This is a genomic window from Citrobacter sp. Cb028 (assembly GCF_030336705.1).
Lineage (GTDB): Bacteria > Pseudomonadota > Gammaproteobacteria > Enterobacterales > Enterobacteriaceae > Citrobacter > Citrobacter braakii.
In genome coordinates this window covers 333,264-348,841 of sequence record NZ_JAOWCZ010000028.1, presented here as the reverse complement: position 1 = coordinate 348,841, position 15,578 = coordinate 333,264, and the positions used below count along the sequence as shown (strand labels likewise).

General features: G+C 42.4%; 17 protein-coding genes and 2 pseudogenes. 7 read left to right on the top strand and 12 right to left on the bottom strand.

What is annotated here, in order from left to right; translation table 11 throughout:
- From OGV75_RS06475 to OGV75_RS06445, 7 genes are all read right to left on the bottom strand, one after another.
- The coding region (locus tag OGV75_RS06475) for a primase-helicase zinc-binding domain-containing protein (protein ID WP_286480454.1) at nucleotides 1-748 on the bottom strand (748 nt) is incomplete at its 3' end.
- Nucleotides 749-762: 14 nt separating this feature from the next.
- Nucleotides 763-1,083: a DUF5375 domain-containing protein gene (locus OGV75_RS06470; RefSeq protein ID WP_016151192.1), complete on the bottom strand. Its 321-nt coding sequence runs from the start codon at nucleotides 1,081-1,083 to the stop codon at nucleotides 763-765.
- Nucleotides 1,080-1,340 carry a hypothetical protein gene (locus OGV75_RS06465; protein ID WP_052160487.1) on the bottom strand — a complete coding sequence of 87 codons (261 nt, stop codon included), beginning with the start codon at nucleotides 1,338-1,340 and terminating at the stop codon, nucleotides 1,080-1,082. The genes OGV75_RS06470 and OGV75_RS06465 overlap by 4 nt, the downstream gene beginning before the upstream one ends.
- Nucleotides 1,341-1,412: 72 nt before the next feature.
- Nucleotides 1,413-1,862, bottom strand: a complete 450-nt coding sequence (locus OGV75_RS06460) for a hypothetical protein (protein WP_155107262.1) — start codon at nucleotides 1,860-1,862, stop codon at nucleotides 1,413-1,415.
- Nucleotides 1,855-2,154 (bottom strand): derepression protein, encoded by a 300-nt coding sequence (locus OGV75_RS06455; protein WP_096879244.1) that lies wholly within the window; start codon nucleotides 2,152-2,154, stop codon nucleotides 1,855-1,857. The genes OGV75_RS06460 and OGV75_RS06455 overlap by 8 nt, the downstream gene beginning before the upstream one ends.
- The gene (locus tag OGV75_RS06450; protein WP_286480453.1) at nucleotides 2,147-2,707 is read right to left on the bottom strand and encodes a host cell division inhibitor Icd-like protein; all 561 of its coding nucleotides are present in this window, start codon (nucleotides 2,705-2,707) and stop codon (nucleotides 2,147-2,149) included. The genes OGV75_RS06455 and OGV75_RS06450 overlap by 8 nt, the downstream gene beginning before the upstream one ends.
- Nucleotides 2,704-2,970, bottom strand: coding sequence for a helix-turn-helix transcriptional regulator (locus OGV75_RS06445; RefSeq protein ID WP_181509430.1), 267 nt, complete (start codon nucleotides 2,968-2,970; stop codon nucleotides 2,704-2,706). The genes OGV75_RS06450 and OGV75_RS06445 overlap by 4 nt, the downstream gene beginning before the upstream one ends.
- Before the next feature lie 550 nt (nucleotides 2,971-3,520).
- Between OGV75_RS06445 and sid the strand changes: the two genes are divergently transcribed.
- From sid to OGV75_RS06430, 3 genes are read left to right on the top strand one after another with little or no spacing between them, the layout of a single operon-like run.
- Nucleotides 3,521-4,255 carry a capsid size-determining scaffold Sid gene (gene sid, locus OGV75_RS06440; RefSeq protein WP_284882475.1) on the top strand — a complete coding sequence of 245 codons (735 nt, stop codon included), beginning with the start codon at nucleotides 3,521-3,523 and terminating at the stop codon, nucleotides 4,253-4,255.
- Complete coding sequence (locus OGV75_RS06435; protein ID WP_135912512.1) at nucleotides 4,252-4,479, top strand: ogr/Delta-like zinc finger family protein; 228 nt, start codon at nucleotides 4,252-4,254, stop codon at nucleotides 4,477-4,479. The genes sid and OGV75_RS06435 overlap by 4 nt, the downstream gene beginning before the upstream one ends.
- Nucleotides 4,480-4,497: 18 nt before the next feature.
- Nucleotides 4,498-5,064, top strand: coding sequence for a phage polarity suppression protein (locus OGV75_RS06430; RefSeq protein ID WP_284882476.1), 567 nt, complete (start codon nucleotides 4,498-4,500; stop codon nucleotides 5,062-5,064).
- Between the two features lie 300 nt (nucleotides 5,065-5,364).
- Here the strand turns inward: OGV75_RS06430 and OGV75_RS06425 are convergent, their stop codons facing one another.
- Nucleotides 5,365-5,970 (bottom strand): hypothetical protein, encoded by a 606-nt coding sequence (locus tag OGV75_RS06425; protein WP_286480451.1) that lies wholly within the window; start codon nucleotides 5,968-5,970, stop codon nucleotides 5,365-5,367.
- 301 nt (nucleotides 5,971-6,271) lie between these two features.
- The gene (locus OGV75_RS06420; protein WP_284882479.1) at nucleotides 6,272-7,711 is read right to left on the bottom strand and encodes a DUF8370 family protein; all 1,440 of its coding nucleotides are present in this window, start codon (nucleotides 7,709-7,711) and stop codon (nucleotides 6,272-6,274) included.
- 399 nt (nucleotides 7,712-8,110) lie between these two features.
- Between OGV75_RS06420 and OGV75_RS06415 the strand changes: the two are divergent.
- The 3 genes and pseudogenes from OGV75_RS06415 to OGV75_RS06405 all read left to right on the top strand — a co-directional run bounded on the left by OGV75_RS06415 (nucleotide 8,111) and on the right by OGV75_RS06405 (nucleotide 11,224).
- Nucleotides 8,111-9,185 (top strand): annotated as a pseudogene (locus OGV75_RS06415) (tyrosine-type recombinase/integrase).
- Nucleotides 9,186-9,409: 224 nt separating this feature from the next.
- A complete protein-coding gene (locus OGV75_RS06410) occupies nucleotides 9,410-10,258 on the top strand; it encodes a sce7726 family protein (protein ID WP_286480450.1) in 849 nt (282 codons plus the stop codon).
- Between the two features lie 18 nt (nucleotides 10,259-10,276).
- Nucleotides 10,277-11,224, top strand: coding sequence for a sce7725 family protein (locus tag OGV75_RS06405; protein WP_286480449.1), 948 nt, complete (start codon nucleotides 10,277-10,279; stop codon nucleotides 11,222-11,224).
- A gap of 523 nt (nucleotides 11,225-11,747) precedes the next feature.
- On the opposite strand, the gene OGV75_RS06400 is transcribed toward OGV75_RS06405, so the two are convergent.
- Together OGV75_RS06400 and OGV75_RS06395 are read right to left on the bottom strand one after the other, a co-directional pair.
- Complete coding sequence (locus OGV75_RS06400; protein WP_286480448.1) at nucleotides 11,748-13,016, bottom strand: DNA cytosine methyltransferase; 1,269 nt, start codon at nucleotides 13,014-13,016, stop codon at nucleotides 11,748-11,750.
- Nucleotides 13,009-14,040 carry a DpnII family type II restriction endonuclease gene (locus OGV75_RS06395; protein ID WP_286480447.1) on the bottom strand — a complete coding sequence of 344 codons (1,032 nt, stop codon included), beginning with the start codon at nucleotides 14,038-14,040 and terminating at the stop codon, nucleotides 13,009-13,011. The genes OGV75_RS06400 and OGV75_RS06395 overlap by 8 nt, the downstream gene beginning before the upstream one ends.
- 304 nt (nucleotides 14,041-14,344) lie before the next feature.
- On the opposite strand from OGV75_RS06395, the pseudogene OGV75_RS06390 reads away from it, so the two are divergent.
- Nucleotides 14,345-14,563, top strand: a pseudogene (locus OGV75_RS06390) (type VI secretion system tube protein Hcp); the annotation flags it as partial.
- 57 nt (nucleotides 14,564-14,620) lie between these two features.
- Here OGV75_RS06390 and symE read toward each other — a convergent pair.
- Nucleotides 14,621-14,983, bottom strand: a complete 363-nt coding sequence (gene symE / locus OGV75_RS06385) for an endoribonuclease SymE (RefSeq protein WP_286480446.1) — start codon at nucleotides 14,981-14,983, stop codon at nucleotides 14,621-14,623.
- Nucleotides 14,984-15,578: the final 595 nt, after the last annotated feature.

Sequence of the window (15,578 nt, the reverse complement as noted above, 5' to 3'; positions counted from 1 at the left end):
ATTTGTGACGGGCAAGGCTCGCCAGAGAAAGGAGGTTCACCGACGACAGCGCCACCATGACGGTTTCCCCGGTCAGGTGATGCACGGTGAGCGCGGTCGCATAGCCCTCCGCTATCCACAGCCGTTTTCCCGCCTCTTTTTTCCCGTCGAGAATATGACATGCCCCTTTCACCTGCCCCCCTTTCAGGGTGCGCTTGAGACCGTCAGCGTTAATGAGCTGGACGTTAACCAGTGCGCCGCTATCGTCATAAAGCGGGACAACCACATCCCCGGCGCGGTACGTCACACCGCCGGTTTTATGCAGGGTGGTGAGCGTCAGACATTCCCGGTCGGGGAAGCCCTTGCGGGTGAGGTAGGCATTGCCGGTGGCCGGGCGGGCTTTCTCCATCAGTTTTACGGCCAGCGCGGCGGCGGCTTTGCGGTCGGCCTCAGTTTCAGCGTCTGCGGCCACAGTCACCGCCGGGGAAACCGGCGGCAGGTTGCCGGTGACGGCGTTCACCTTCCCGGCCGCCTCTGACGGGGTCACGCCGAACACTTTCTCAACCAGTTTCAGGCCGTCCCCCGCGCCGCACTGGTTACAGAACCACGTCCCGCGCCCCTCTTTATCGTCAAAGCGAAAGCGGTCGGAGCCGCCACACACCGGACAGGCCTGATGGTGGTTTTTAATCACCTTCACACCCAGCGCAGGGAGAATGCGCGGCCAGTGGCCGCACGCCTGTTTTACGGTGTCCGTTACGTTCATTTTCATCGTTACTTTCTCCCTCAGTGCAGTGCCGGTGCGGTGATATGACGGGCGCAGAGTTCATCCATCACGGCCAGCCCGAGAAAGGACAGCGACGGCGCGGCTTTCAATGGTCCGGCTTCCATTAAATCTTCGAGCAGCGCACAGGCAATCTGGCGGCCTTTTTCCTCGCCATGCTGGCGCAGATAGAAGCCCTCCAGCTCGGCGGCAATGGCGCTTTCCAGCGTACTGAGCGTGAGCTGCGGGTAGCGGTGCTGACGTTCGCACAGGGTCAGCCAGGCACAGGCGACCGCCCGGCGGTAAAGTGCAGCGCGCAGAACGGGAGATAATGCGGTTTTCATACACTGCCCTCCCCGGTCAGCCAGCGCTGATTGCAGCGGTCGACCACGCCGTCGAGCCGGGCAGTCATGAGGTAAATCACCGAGGTGAGCTGTAGCTGCTGCGCCGGATTGTGGCGCAAAGAGGTGCAGCCCTGCACCTGCATCAGGTCGCCGACAAGCTGGCCGACATTGCGAAGATGTTCGAGACATTCAAGGTCTGCCCGGCTGATGGTGGGCTGGTTTATATTCTGCGGCCGTTCCGTACTGTTAACAGGCATTATTTCGTCTCCTGAGGACGTGCGTATCCCTGCGCAGATACGCACATTTTATTTTTTGGGTGTCATTTTTAATTACAGATAATGGCGGTAGCTGTTATCCGGTTTTATTTCCGTTTCCGGCCTGAAATTATTCCGCCATTTATGCGCCACCGGCGCCGGGCGTTTAACCGGGGGAATATCGTCAGGATAGTTATCGATATTCCGCGCCCGGTATTGCTGTAATGCCGGGTCAGCCGCTATTTCGCGTAATACGACGTGGCGGTTTTCAGGGTTGCGCTTAAATACATCGGGATGCTCACAGGTAAAGTCCCGCAAAAAACGACCGAGCGGAATTTCTGCCATACGGCCACCGGCAATTATACGAATGAGGATGGTGTAGGTGCGCCGGTACGGATTCCAGACCAGCCCCGGACAGCGGTACGGCATTTCCCACGGAATACCATCGGCCAGCACGCCCGACACCACCACATCAGGAAATCCTGTACAGCGATATGTTTCGCCCGGCTGAGGGAAATCAAACATGGTGCTCCCCTCCGTTTCCCGACGTCGTGGCGAGAAAGTCACGGCACAGGCCTTTGGCCTTGAGTTCTTCGAGCACATGGCTGATGTCCTCATGCACATAACTCAGGATTTGCGGGGTATAAAGCTGGCTGAGTCCGTTGATTTCATGGCGTCGTAAATCACTGCCGAAATACTGCAGGGTTTCACAGGCACGGTTGAGTTTATGGAATGATTCGAGGCTCAGGTGTTCACTGATGGCGTTGAGGTCATCACGACGCGCTGAGACGGTCTGAGGGGTGTTTTTATTATGCATGTGACACCTCCACAACCGGCAGACGGGCGGCAAGGGAAAGCACGTATTCGCGGACAAGGGTGCGGCGGGCGGCCAGTTCGTCACCGGCAACGGTGCGGAGCATACAGATACGGGGCTTACGGTCTGCGCGACGGACGGCGGCAAACACAAAGACAAACTGAGGGTGTGACGGGGTGAGGGTCGTAGCCATGATGGCAATCTCCATTGAGTAGCGGTTGCTGCTACCACCGGAAACGCCAATTTCACTGGTGGCAGCCCGAACGGGGTTGGCGTAACCGGCCTCAATGAATACCGGCCAGCCCGAAGGCTGCCCCGCCCGGACTACCATTATCTGACAGGAACCGCGGTGTGCGTATAAACACCACAGCCCGGAAAATGGGTGTGTCTGAGCTACGACATAAAAAAAGACGCATAGCGCGTCTGTTGTCGCCATTGAGTTACACGGAACGCCAATTCCGGCTGTCGATTTTGCGACAGCGATAAAACTGTACCAGGAAACACACAACGGATGCAAGCCAGAAAAAGGGGCTTTGTGAAATCGGCTCTGATTCATGCGTCGTATTTCCGGTTGCGGTGCGCTACACGTTCTGCCATCCACGCCGTGATTTCAGACTGTAGCCAGGCGACATTTTTACCCCCGAGGGAAACCTGCGCCGGGAAAGCATTGCGGGCAATTAAATCGTAGAGCGTGGAGCGGGACAGACCGCACTGATGAATGACTTCCGGGAGACGTAAAAAACGTTCCTGAATCGGGGCTGAAACCGGCATCGGGTGCGTGCCAGTGGGGGAAGATGGTACTGATGAAACCGTGTGCATAACGCTACCTCGTTAATATCCGCAGAGATCCGGACGTATCCGTCCGGTATCAGGTAGCGCTCTATTGTGTGAATATTTTTTCTCAATGCAACAGCGGGAAATTGTACAAAGTCCGGGACAACGGGTGCTGTTTTTTTACTCAGGACCATTTAAAAACACTGAGAGCAGTTATAAGCCACTGGAAATTCCAACAGTGAAATACAAATTGTTTTAATCACTGTAATTGCATGAATTAATAGGATATACCGCATGAAATTTACATTCGGGATGTTCAGACCAGTGAACAGTAGTGAACAGTTGGTGAACACTTTCCTCTCAACTGTTCACTCTTTAATTTATTGTTTTACTTATATTTTTATTCTTAGTGAACAGTAGTGAATAGTTATATGTAAAAAAACAAACATAGAGAGGGGGTTTCCTGCGACCTTTCTCTGGCCAGCCGGATTTTTAAGGTCTGTTTGTGCCATATTTGCCACAACTGCAATGAATCGTGTTGTTGTGCCGGGCGGTGCAGAATCTCCTCAACTTGACAGCGCTGAGGAGCCATAGCATGACCGATACCACCTTCCCTGATTACCTGAAACCCGCTTTAAAGCATCTGGATTCGGCCAGAGCGGCCCATCTGGAAAACGCCCGTCTGATGGATGACACCACCACGGCCATTGCCCGGACCTCACAGCAAAAAGCTGAGCTGGAACATGAAAGCGGCAGTGATGCCAGCGAGTGGCGCACGGCATTTCGTGCCGGTGGGGCACTGCTGACGGATGAGCTGAAAAAACAGCATCTGGCACGGGTGGCCTCCCGCGAACTGGCGCAGGAATGTGACTCTCTGGCCGGGGTGCTCGGTTTTGAATGTGACCGCCTGAAAGCCGCCTGTGACGGCACAGCCAGAGCCTACCGTCAGGCACATCATAACGTGCTCAGCCAGTACGCCGGAAAGGAGCTGGATAATGCGCTGCGTGATACCTGCGGCGCACTTGTCCGGGCGATGAAATTAAAAATGCAGGCGCTGGGTAATCCGCTGGCGAATACTGTCGGGATTCAGGGCTATGTTGAACCGGATAAGGCGGTCATGCAGGAGGTAACGGCGTGGCTTGAGCGTGCGGTTAACGACCGTCATATTCGTCTGGCAGATGAGCCGGTGCTGTACAAAACCGGGCTGTCGGCTGAAACCCTGCCGCATATGAATTACGGCGTCGCGGTGACCGCCGGTCAGCGTCAGGTTTTTTTTGACCAGTTGCGTGTGCGCGAGGCTGACCTGAAAGCGCGGGGGCTGCTGTCATGATGCATTGTCCGTTCTGCAAGAGTCCGGCACATACCCGAACCAGCCGTTATCTGTCTGAAACCGTGAAACAGCTCTATTACCAGTGCACGAATATTCTGTGCTCCGCCACGTTCCGCACCATGGAGTCGGTCGACTCGGTTATTCAGCCTCCCTCAGTGACTGATGCAGAGGGGGATGAATTTATCGCGGCTCATTCCGGGAAAGTCCGGAAACAAAACCTGTAGCGACCACGGAGACACCTGATGACAACATTAACCCTGGCGCAGGCTTTTGAAGCCTGCCAGAACAATAAAACCACCTGGCTGAGCCGCAAATCTGAACTTGCAGAGGCTGAACAGGAATACCGCGAAGGGCTTATCACCGGCGATGACAACTGTCCCCGGAGTCTGCAAACACTGCGCGATATTATCGACGTGAAAAAATGGGAAATTAACCGATCTGCCGGTCGCTATATCCGTTCGCATGAGGACGTGCAGCGCATCAGTATCCGTAACAGACTGCATGATTTTATGCAGGCACACGGTGCAGAGCTGGCCGCCGCACTGGCTCCCGAGCTGATGGAATATAACGCCCGGCATCCCGCCGTAAAAAACTGCCTGATGCAGCATTCGATCGATTATCTGCGTGACGCGTTACTGGTCTGGCTGGTCGCTGGTGAAAAAATTAATTATTCCGCACAGGATAATGACATTTTAACAGCCATCGGATTCAGGCCTGACGCGGCTTCGCGGGATGATAATCGAGAGAAATTCACTCCGGCACAAAACCAGAATTACAGCCGTAAACGCGCAGAACTTGCCGCGCGGTAGTACGTCAGAAAATCCCCGTAAATCCCGCCATTTTTACCGAAAAAAGCCATGCATGCGTAAGGTGCATGGTTTTGCATTTGTTATCCCGCCCCGTCCTCACCTGCCATCGCCTGCTCTGGCACGGTCGGAGGTCGTTCATGCACCTGCATTCAAAGCGACCTCTTAAGCGGGCAGGCGGGGCGGGGAGAGCATTGCGCGCAGCACGAAAAAATAAATTAATTACGAAGAAAATTATAATTTGATGAGGCGTATTGCTTTTGAGTTCCTCTCGTAACCACTACCGCCATATGAAGGGGGAAGCTAGAGTTTCAAATCTTTTGTATCGATAGCAATTAATGAACGATTTATTTTAGCAATTGCCTTTTCTGATGGGAATATATTCCAAACTACAATCGAGAATGTGATAAATACTAACCCAATAATCAATCCTGATATTGGGCCGTAACTCTCGTCAGTTTTATTTAGCACATGCCAGTAGTATACGCCTGCAGCGAAGTAAAATATTGAAACAAATTTACTTGAGATTCTGTATTTTAAATACTTACCATTATAACGTATGTAAAGCCTATTATTTTTATAGTTGATGTGGGGGAGTAAATGTGACCATTTCCATAATGGTAGATTTATTATGCTGTGTGTCCTTATGTATATGGCTATATTTCGGTATTTAATGTTTCGCACTTTTGTTAATGAAAGCATTACGTCTTCCCTGATTTCATTCTCAATTAATTTTTTATCGCTCTCAGATAAGAATTCTTTGTATTCATCAAAAACATTTTTCAATTTTTTTGATTTGTTTCTATGGAAATTAATATTTTTTAAAAAGGGAAGGCCAAGCAATGCTACTAGAACACCAATTGCGCCTTTAGCTAAATCAAAAAAACCATTAACCGAAGTGAGATCCATTTACTATCCTTAGACACTTAAGAGTAACTCAAGAATACTATGAGGTGATTATGAATCCAATACAAAAATCAATTGTAACCTGTCTTAAAGAGGTGTGTTTTATTAGATAGTAGCGAATAAGTTAAAATATCAGGACCACTTGAGTAGAAGCTGGGAGATAATGGCGTGGCTTGTTGGCTTGTTGGCTTGTGGTGAGTGATAATGTAGTGTGGAGGCCTCTGATGCAATGTTTTGCGCGAGATGGTCTCTCGCGCTTTTAAATATTGACAAGGCATTTAAATGACGCAGAGCTAATTTACTGTCATTTAAATGTCACTTTTTTCATTTTTTCAGAAAGGATTATTTCTAGGTGCTTTTGCTCGCCAGATTTGTATTTATGTAAGGCGGCAATCAAGTCCTTATCTGTAATTGGGATTATTACCCCTCGGTCATCTTTTAGGGTGTCAGCACAACGCTCTAAGAATAAATTCTCATTATTTATATCTCTGCATAGTAACATTCCGAACTTACCTTTATTAGGTGAGAATCGGCCTGATAACTGATCTAACTCTGGGTTCTTAACATCGTTTTTATAATTTTTGCATTCAACGAAAATATACTGGCAAGGATATTTATGAATCATGTGTAAATTATAAAAGAAACCATTATCTGCTGAGTTTTCAAAGAGAATATCAATTCTTTTTCTCCCCGAGTTAACTTCGTGTTCGACACTTGGTGCTGAAATGTTTGGATATAACAGAAGTTCGAGAATGCCCACTGTGAGTCTATGGTATTCAGAGGCATGCTCAGAACCAGGTAATGTTGTGGAAAGTTTATCTAAAAGGTAATCTACAACTTGTATGCGATTAAGATTGTCATCGAATTCTTCATTCTCTATGGATACAGTATGTTTTTTTATCCATTCTTTGTAGTCCTTGAAAACGTCTGGATGTTTTTCAGAGAATTCAAGTAAGTATTCTTTGGAATAAGTTACCGCTTTTTCTTTAAGGTCTTGTTTTGTTACATAAGGAGTTCCATCAATTCTATGTTTGACAAATACAGAACCCATTTTTAAATGTTCATGCTGAAGAAATTCCAAAACAAATTTATTAAAGTACTTATCAGCAGTAGTATGTTTACAAAATGAAACGATGCCCTTAGGAACCAATAAAATATGTTTGTCCTTAATTACTAGGGAGTCATCATAATTGGTTATCCATTTACTGGTTTTTCTATCCCACCAGTGTCCAACATTAATGTTTTTTGTTAATGGGATGTTCCACAAAATACATTGTTGTTTAGTATAATCTAAAAGATGTCGTCTAATTATATTGGTTGACATATCAGATATTTTATCTTTCCCAATGCCGGGTATGAAAAATTTAAAATCTTCAAGGTCTTCAACCAATCCCGAATTTACAGCCTTACTTGTCTTGATACTTTCAAATAACTTATCGGCATCTCCATCTCCCATGCCGTTACCTCTTGGTTTACCACGGGATAAGCCTAATCTTGTTTCGTTTGGTTCATGGAGGAAGGAAAATAAATTTCGTGCATCTTCCTCTTTCCCCCTTCGGATTAAATCTATGAAAGTCTCAAAAAAGTTCTTAAGTGTTCTAGATGCATCCATTGACCATTTATCTTTTCGAATGGATAAAAAGTATGGGTCAATAAATAAAGGGGTGTCTTTATTCGTATTTATATCAATAAAATCGAGTTCAAATTGGCTTTTACCTAAGGAGAATCGTTTGGAGATACGCATTTACAACTCCCTGTAATTAAGATTTATCTGGTTTTTGGTTTACATTAATCATTTACCTCTTGATTGATATTTAGTCAAACAAAAAAGTTTCGATAAGTGCGCTCGTTCGAAAAATTATTTGAATCAATAGTATATGCATTGGTGGTCATTTTGGTGGTCAGTAAGTGTTTTTACTATATAATTTTCTTTATAATTCATAGGTATATTGTGTTTTTTCTAGTCCGGCCTTCGCACCATTAGTACTTCCAAGACCATCCGAGAAAGTCCAATTATCCCTTTAAAATCAATGCTTGCAGCGATTTTTACGTCCTGAGTCGTCCGAGGTTGTCCGTTGAAATCCGGATGTCATTGGGGGCATAATTGGGGGCATCTTAACTTCGATTAGAAATGTGCCCCCAAATGAAGCTCAGCGCCAGACCGGTCGAGACCGCAAAGCCAAAAGACAAAACCTATAAAATGGCCGATGGTGGCGGTTTGTATCTGGAGGTTTCGGCTAAGGGTTCTAAATACTGGCGTATGAAATACAGACGCCCCTCAGACAAAAAAGAGGATCGCCTCGCTTTTGGTGTTTGGCCTACTGTGACGCTTGCTCAGGCAAGAGCAAAGCGCGATGAAGCTAAAAAGCTGTTAGTGCAAGGCGTTGACCCAAAAGCAGAACAGAAAGAAACTCAGGCCGAGGAATCTGGGGCATACACTTTCGAAACCATTGCTCGTGAATGGCATGCAGGTAACAAGCGCTGGAGTGAAGACCATCGATCGCGCCTTCTTCGCTATCTTGAGTTTTATATCTTCCCTCATATCGGTTCGCCCGACATTCGCCAGCTCAAAACCAGCCACCTGTTAGTCCCGATTAAAAAGGTTGATGCCAGTGGCAAGCATGACGTCGCGAAGCGGCTTCAGCAGCGTGTCACGGCTATTACCCAGCGCTACCTTCTAGCCGTTTGCGGTCGAGCTTTCCCTATTAACTTTTGTACGTTCAAGTGAGTTACGCTTTTCCCGTTGGGATGAATTCGACTTCGAAAAATCTCTGTGGCGTGTTCTTGCAAAACGACAAGAAATCAAAGGCGTGCGTTATTCGTACCGGGGCATGAAGATGAAAGAGGAGCATATGTTTCCTCTCAGTCGGCAGGTGATGGTTTTGTTAGAGCAGCTCAAGCAGATTAGTGGTGATAAAGAGTTACTTTTTCCGGGGGATCATGACGCAACAAAGATTATGAGTGAAAACACGGTAAACAGCGCATTGCGTGCGATGGGCTATGACACGAAAACTGAAGTTTGCGGGCATGGATTCAGAACGATGGCGCGTGGTGCGATGGGTGAGTCAGTTTTATGGAGCGATGACGCTATAGAACGTCAGTTAAGCCATTCAGAACGGAATAATGTACATGCTGCATATATTCACACATCTGAGCATTTGGATGAGCGCCGATCGATGGTTCAGTGGCGGGCTGATTATCTATATATTAACCGATAAGTGTATTATGTTACACCTTATGTTTTTGCTAAGCAATTATAAAACAACTAGGTAAGTATTTTTTTGTGGTTACTGATTGATATTTATTGATTTTTTATGATGGAATAATTACTGTTTGACAAAATGACTTGTTTTTATCATATTTAAGTTTGTTTTTAAATATGGGGGATTCCTCCATAGTATTGGTTATTTAAACAGTACTTGATTTTTTGGCAGAATGGAAAATGAATTATCAGGCTATAAGTAAAATTTTTAGTCGTAATGTGGTTTTGGAAATAGCAAAAAAAAATAGATCTGAGCTGTTCAGGAGCATCGTTATGGATAATTGCCCTGCGTATAGCTCAACTGATAAGTCCATAGCGAAAATTTATGATGAATTATATTTGCTTCTGAAGAAAAAATACAGAAATGAATATATCTACAAGAATGAAATTGCGAAAAAAATTGTCAAAGGGTTTCATAGATTTAACAAGGTTAGCTATGTTAATGAGTTTAAAATAAACGGATGTATAGCTGATGTTGCAATATTTAACGATACGTCAACTGCGTATGAAATAAAGACAGAGTTAGATTCTTTTGAAAGATTAGATGACCAACTGTCTGTATACAAAGATGTTTTTGAGTTTGTGTACATGGTCGTCCCCGCTGAAAAACTAAATCAGGCAATGAAAGTAGCTCATGAGACTACTGGGATTATCACTCTAAACGGAAAGAATGCCCTAAACTATGAGCGATTAGCTACTTCGAATCTAGAGTACTTTTCCAAAGATAAAATGTTCAATTGTTTTAAACCCTCAGAATATATGTTCTTTTATGAAAGTGTTACAGGGATAAAAACTTTTGGAAGGGCTGCGGATGTTAAAGAACAATGTAGAAATCTTTTTTTAGAATTGGATACAAAAAAAGCGCATAAGGAAATGCTAAAGGTATTAACAGCAAGAGAGCTTGAGGGGTTTGAAAAGGACTATTTTCTTTCTCTCCCACAATCATTGTTAGCAACATTATTAAATTTGCGATTGAATCAAAAAAACTTAATGACACTTAGGGAAAACATGACAGAAACATTATGTTAACTGATAAGGAATCACAGCATGTATTACTGTTATTTGAGAGCAAAACAATATGAGCTATTAGCTGTTAGGTCTTGCCTAACTAAGATCGTTCAAAAAAATATGGTTGTTATTATTGAACCAGTTAGAGAGAGTGATAGGGATTTATACAGTTGTTTAAGAGATGCTCGTGATAACAATGCGAGAGTTATTTTGATTGTTAATCCTAAATGTGGGGAGCTTGAAGGGAATGAGAGAGCTTCTGAAACGTTAATTAATGGTGCAATTGAAATAAATCCTCAAATCGAATTAGGTTACATTGTTGACGATACAACTAGTTCATCACAATTGACTAATTTTTTTAATATTTATCAAAATCAAAAAAAATCAATCGTTCATAATGGTCGATATGCTAATACACAGCAACTTCTTCAATTAGAATCTTCAGATAATTTATTTAAAGATAATATCTTTATTGATGGTACATGCAGCGCAACATATATTTCAAATTTCAATTCCACATCTAAAGTATTAATTCGTGATGGTTTAAATCGTACCCAAACCAATGCCGGGTATGCAAATAATATTATCGAATTTTTCTCTGATTTACATTTAAATTATAGACAACTAGGTTTTAATGGGTTTGGTGATTTTTCTATTGTTGGAAATCATTTCGCAGAAGGTGGGGGGCAAGCCATAACGGCTGTAATCCACGTCACTTATGAGAACATGGATAGAACAGAAATTCAAGTCCATCACTTCCTTTCAGATCCTAGAGTTGTAGTTGAGGATGTTGCAATTTTAATTGATGAAGCTTTGGAGAAATTGGATGCTTTCCTTAGTTTTCAGCGGCCTGACATACTTAATTGGTCAACTGCTTGTAGAGAACTGGTTGATATTTATAACACTCCAGGGGGAAGAACCAACTTAGCATATATCAAGAAAATGTCCATAAAACACCATTTTGAGTTAATGCATGATATTTTGTAAATCTAAAGAGGCGTATTAAACGCCTCTTTTTTTATTCATATTTTAGCGATTATTTTTCCATAACTTACTTTTCTCTTATCGTTATTTTTTTTCATTTCTTTCTGTTTTTTAAAGCATGTTTAAATTTTTAAAGATTTAAGTATTTGTTAATGTCAAAATTAATTTTATCTCTTAAAAATTGTTCTTTTAAAAGCGGGGATAAAAAATATGAAATTAATTGTAATCGTTAGCTCTATGGTTTACTTAATGCTTTTTCCATGTCGTTAATTTTTAGGATTAAAGATGAAATATTATTAATGCAGTGTTTACCATTGGTACGCAATGCTCTCCTCGCCACACCGATATGGCTGTACCAGTGATGTTTTTAATCCTCAACTCAGCAAGAATTTGATTTATCCAATAAATATTTCTACAAAATAAAATATAAAGTAAGGAGGAGGTTTTACTTACCTCCTTACTATTTTCTTACATAATATGTAGTTGCACTATAAATATTTTTTGATTAATTGGAGTGTTTTATATTTTATATGGCCCTTTTGATAGATAAGTTTGAAATATTATTTTCAATAAAATCTAATGCTACTGCCTTAATTACGGGGACTGAAACTCCGTTTCCCATTTGTTTATAAACAGCATTGTCATCATCTAGTAATATATACGACTCAGGATAACCTTGTATTCTTGCACATTCTCTTGGGGTTATCTTTCTCAAAATATTGTTATGATAAACCCCTAGCCGATTACTATCTGAAGCTGTTAATGTGATACTAATACTTTCAGGATCGAGAAATTTGAAAACCTCAAAGGACATATTCCCACATACTGGGTTATATAGTTCATCTTTCTTTGATAAATAACCTTTTAAAATTAATGAGTCTGTAATTTTATCAAAATCATTATATGGATAAAAAGTCATTATTTGCTCTTTTGATAAACTTTTCCCATCTTTGTGTGTTCCAAATATTTTTTTACGCCTATTTGATATTAGCAAATTCATGAACTCAATTTCTTTAGACGAACACTTTCCTTTTATCCCTAACTCCCAAGAATGAAGAGATTTTCCTCCTCTATAGTCAATTAGCCGATATCCATGGATTTCGTTAAGATCAGGAATAGCGTTGTTGATCATTTTTTGGAAATGTGAACTACAAATGTATTTTTCATCAACGATAGGATCTAATATATCTTTAATATATTTTACATTATTGAAATCATTGATTTTATTTTTAAAGTCATGTGAATCTGTAGCACCAAGATTAGTACTAAGTGTCATCTTGGGGGCTGAATTAAGTACACCAAAGATATAAATTCGTACTCTATTTTGAGGTACAGAGAAAGAACTACTATTAAGTAACAGAAAGTCTACACCATACCCTAATTCTTTCAAAGTTTTTTCAATAACTTTGTAAGTATTACCTTTATCATGACTGATCAAACCACGAACATTTTCTAGTAAAAAAAACTTTGGTTGTTTTTCTTTGAGTATTCTTGCAACATCAAAAAACAAAGTTCCTCTAGTGTCCTCAAAGCCTTTTCGTTGCCCTGCATGTGAGAATGCTTGGCAGGGGAATCCAGCTAAAAGAAAATCAAAATCAGGTAATGAACTAGCTTCAACTTTGGTTATGTCCCCGTAAGGGTTTTCACCAAAATTTAATTGGTAGGAGAGGCAAGCTTTTTTGTCAATTTCACAGCTATAAACACATTTATGCTTTATGGAAAGCTGGTCCAAGGCTTGTTCAAAACCTAACCGTATCCCACCAGTCCCAGAAAAAAGATCAATAAATTTAATCACTTAAAACCTCTCTAACCCAATTGCATAATAGTGATAATTCTTCATTTGAAAATGCAACAGTACAATCACTATACTCACAGATCATTGATACAGCAGCTTTCCGCTGAAAATTTCCTGCGCCATCAATAATATAGGCAATTTGATATCCATTGTTATGCATCTCAACCATTCTATTATGAGCGCTAGTAGCTTTACGTTCAATAGTGCTGTTTGTGGTAACTTGGAAACTTATTTCAATTCCGATAATTTTACTACCTTTTTTTATTACTATATCAAAAGGGCTCTTTATGTCCCCTGATGCTGTATGGAGAAGTATTTTTCCGTTGCTTACTACAGAATAGTTTTGACCTAAATTTTCTGAAATAAAACTTCTGACATATTTTTGTAAAAGTTGACCGCTAGTATTAGCCTTTGCTCCGCCAGTAATTTTACTTACATAAATATAGCGTTGCTTGATGTATTCGTCTAAAACATCTTTCATACCTACCCTTGCAGCCATGTCACATGCGTTAAGATTTGCATGCTCTGATGATGAACTAAACGCGCCATACATCAAAATCATGATCATATCTTTATAGAGTGGATTTAATTTATGAGGTGTCATTAGGCTTTCACCATCTAACTTCAGCCTTACATTACTTAGCGCTTTTACCGGTAATGCTTCAAAGAGGTACTCAATCTCTTGCGAATCAAGAGATATAATCATTTTATATTTATTTGACATCCCATCCTTGTCAAAAATTGAATCAAGCTCTCTTCCTAATCGTTGAATTGGTTCTCCACCATAATCTAAAATGACACATAAATGTTTTAGGAAAAGATTTGCTGGCATACCACTTGATTCAATCAGTGTAAATAATGTCTTAGGGTTATGATCTTTGTAAAGCGACAATATGGATATAAAATCATCCTGACTTGCTACTAGCTGCGGGATTATGCTGGTAGAAGATTGTTTCTCTACAATATTTTGAGGCCACCAGTTCACAGCATGCTCTCTTAATTGTTCAATGTTTCGTTGGTACATTATTTGATCCTCTTATTTTATTTGTAATGCTATCATTTTATGATAAAAAAATCATTAAGATTTATTTACTAAAGCATTTATGTGCAAAGGTGGTGTTTTATAGAATGATAAAAATCAATTAGTATATGTTATAGATAGTTAGTTGAAGATTAATGAATTAGTGAACGGATAATGGATGCTGAAATATTTAAATATGGTGACGGGTTTTATCTAAATTTATACATAGCGATCTCCTTTGTTGGCAGGTTGATTATGCCGAAAGATCTCTAAATATGGATGGCACGATTATGCGGGATACTTACACTATCACATAAACGACGCAGGCCAGGAAGTGGAATACTTTAATACCCTGCTTGAAGGTGTAAAAGTTGTATCAGTGACACCAATCGTGCATGACACACGTACGGTAACGGGAACCGGGCATTTGGAAAGCGTACAACTGCGCTATGAAAAAATCACCTGGTGTATTGTAGATGGCAATATTCAATATACCGACGCCTGGAACGAACGTACTACGGCATAACAAAGATGACGCAATACATCCTAATAAAGGCGCCCACAGGCGCCTTTAGCAAGACCGTTACCCCTTCACCGCTTTCCCCGCAATCACCCCGATAAACTCCAGCACCTGCTTTTGCTTACGCGCGGAGAGCTTTTCCACGGCGCGCAGGGATTTCATCAGTTCTGACTCTTCGGGTTCGGGCGTGCGGGCGGTTAACACAATGCAGCCTTGCATTACGCGCACATCGACGCGGGTGCCGGTGTCGAATCCGGCGGCTTTAAGCCACTGGCCCTTCATCACGATGGACGGAAACTGGACATACTTCACCGGCAAACGGCTGTAATCAGGATAACCGCTCGCATAACCCACCTTCAGGCAACGGTTATCTGCGACGTACACTTCTGGATCAAATAAAACTGCAATACAATGCGTATCAGTCATGATGGCTATTCTCGTGAAATAGTTACTGTGATTAGCGATGCGGAGGTGTTGGCGCACCTTCGCATCGCGCTAATAAAACCCCTGTAAATTACCCCAGTAATTGGCGGGAAGTCCAGATGTAAATAACATGAAATAAGCGCGATTAGCACGCTTTCGGAATAAATAGAAATCCTCTCTATCCCAATAAACATAGTATTATTCACCGTATAAATTCATTCCTGTCCCATCCTCCTGATACCGGCCATTTCCAGAAAATAACGCCCATCTGTATCAGGCCAAAAATGCGATCTAACTCACTGAAGCAAATAGCAAACTCTGAAACAACGCCGTTTTGTACACTTTGCTTTACACTTTTAGTGATGTGAATCACAAATATAAACCCGTGAAGTGATCCGACTCTCACAAAATGGGGTGTACTCATTCAGCAATACAGTATGAGCACAGACTGGAAAGTTAAGTTTTCAGTATTTCCCCTCTCCACGGGGGCACCATCGCAAATGGCAAATCAACACGCAAAAAAAAACTTGTTGAATATGAACGGGTAAAAAAATGACGTGTGATTTGCATCACCTACATTTACAGCTTTTTAAATTAT

Bases quoted from the DNA above. Each gene is read 5' to 3' on its own strand.
- OGV75_RS06470 (WP_016151192.1), bottom strand. From the start codon at position 1,083: ATGAAAACCGCATTATCTCCCGTTCTGCGCGCTGCACTTTACCGCCGG.
- OGV75_RS06465 (WP_052160487.1), bottom strand. From the start codon at position 1,340: ATGCCTGTTAACAGTACGGAACGGCCGCAGAATATAAACCAGCCCACC.
- OGV75_RS06460 (WP_155107262.1), bottom strand. From the start codon at position 1,862: ATGTTTGATTTCCCTCAGCCGGGCGAAACATATCGCTGTACAGGATTT.
- OGV75_RS06455 (WP_096879244.1), bottom strand. From the start codon at position 2,154: ATGCATAATAAAAACACCCCTCAGACCGTCTCAGCGCGTCGTGATGAC.
- OGV75_RS06450 (WP_286480453.1), bottom strand. From the start codon at position 2,707: ATGAATCAGAGCCGATTTCACAAAGCCCCTTTTTCTGGCTTGCATCCG.
- OGV75_RS06445 (WP_181509430.1), bottom strand. From the start codon at position 2,970: ATGCACACGGTTTCATCAGTACCATCTTCCCCCACTGGCACGCACCCG.
- sid (WP_284882475.1), top strand. From the start codon at position 3,521: ATGACCGATACCACCTTCCCTGATTACCTGAAACCCGCTTTAAAGCAT.
- OGV75_RS06435 (WP_135912512.1), top strand. From the start codon at position 4,252: ATGATGCATTGTCCGTTCTGCAAGAGTCCGGCACATACCCGAACCAGC.
- OGV75_RS06430 (WP_284882476.1), top strand. From the start codon at position 4,498: ATGACAACATTAACCCTGGCGCAGGCTTTTGAAGCCTGCCAGAACAAT.
- OGV75_RS06425 (WP_286480451.1), bottom strand. From the start codon at position 5,970: ATGGATCTCACTTCGGTTAATGGTTTTTTTGATTTAGCTAAAGGCGCA.
- OGV75_RS06420 (WP_284882479.1), bottom strand. From the start codon at position 7,711: ATGCGTATCTCCAAACGATTCTCCTTAGGTAAAAGCCAATTTGAACTC.
- OGV75_RS06410 (WP_286480450.1), top strand. From the start codon at position 9,410: ATGAATTATCAGGCTATAAGTAAAATTTTTAGTCGTAATGTGGTTTTG.
- OGV75_RS06405 (WP_286480449.1), top strand. From the start codon at position 10,277: ATGTATTACTGTTATTTGAGAGCAAAACAATATGAGCTATTAGCTGTT.
- OGV75_RS06395 (WP_286480447.1), bottom strand. From the start codon at position 14,040: ATGTACCAACGAAACATTGAACAATTAAGAGAGCATGCTGTGAACTGG.
- symE (WP_286480446.1), bottom strand. From the start codon at position 14,983: ATGACTGATACGCATTGTATTGCAGTTTTATTTGATCCAGAAGTGTAC.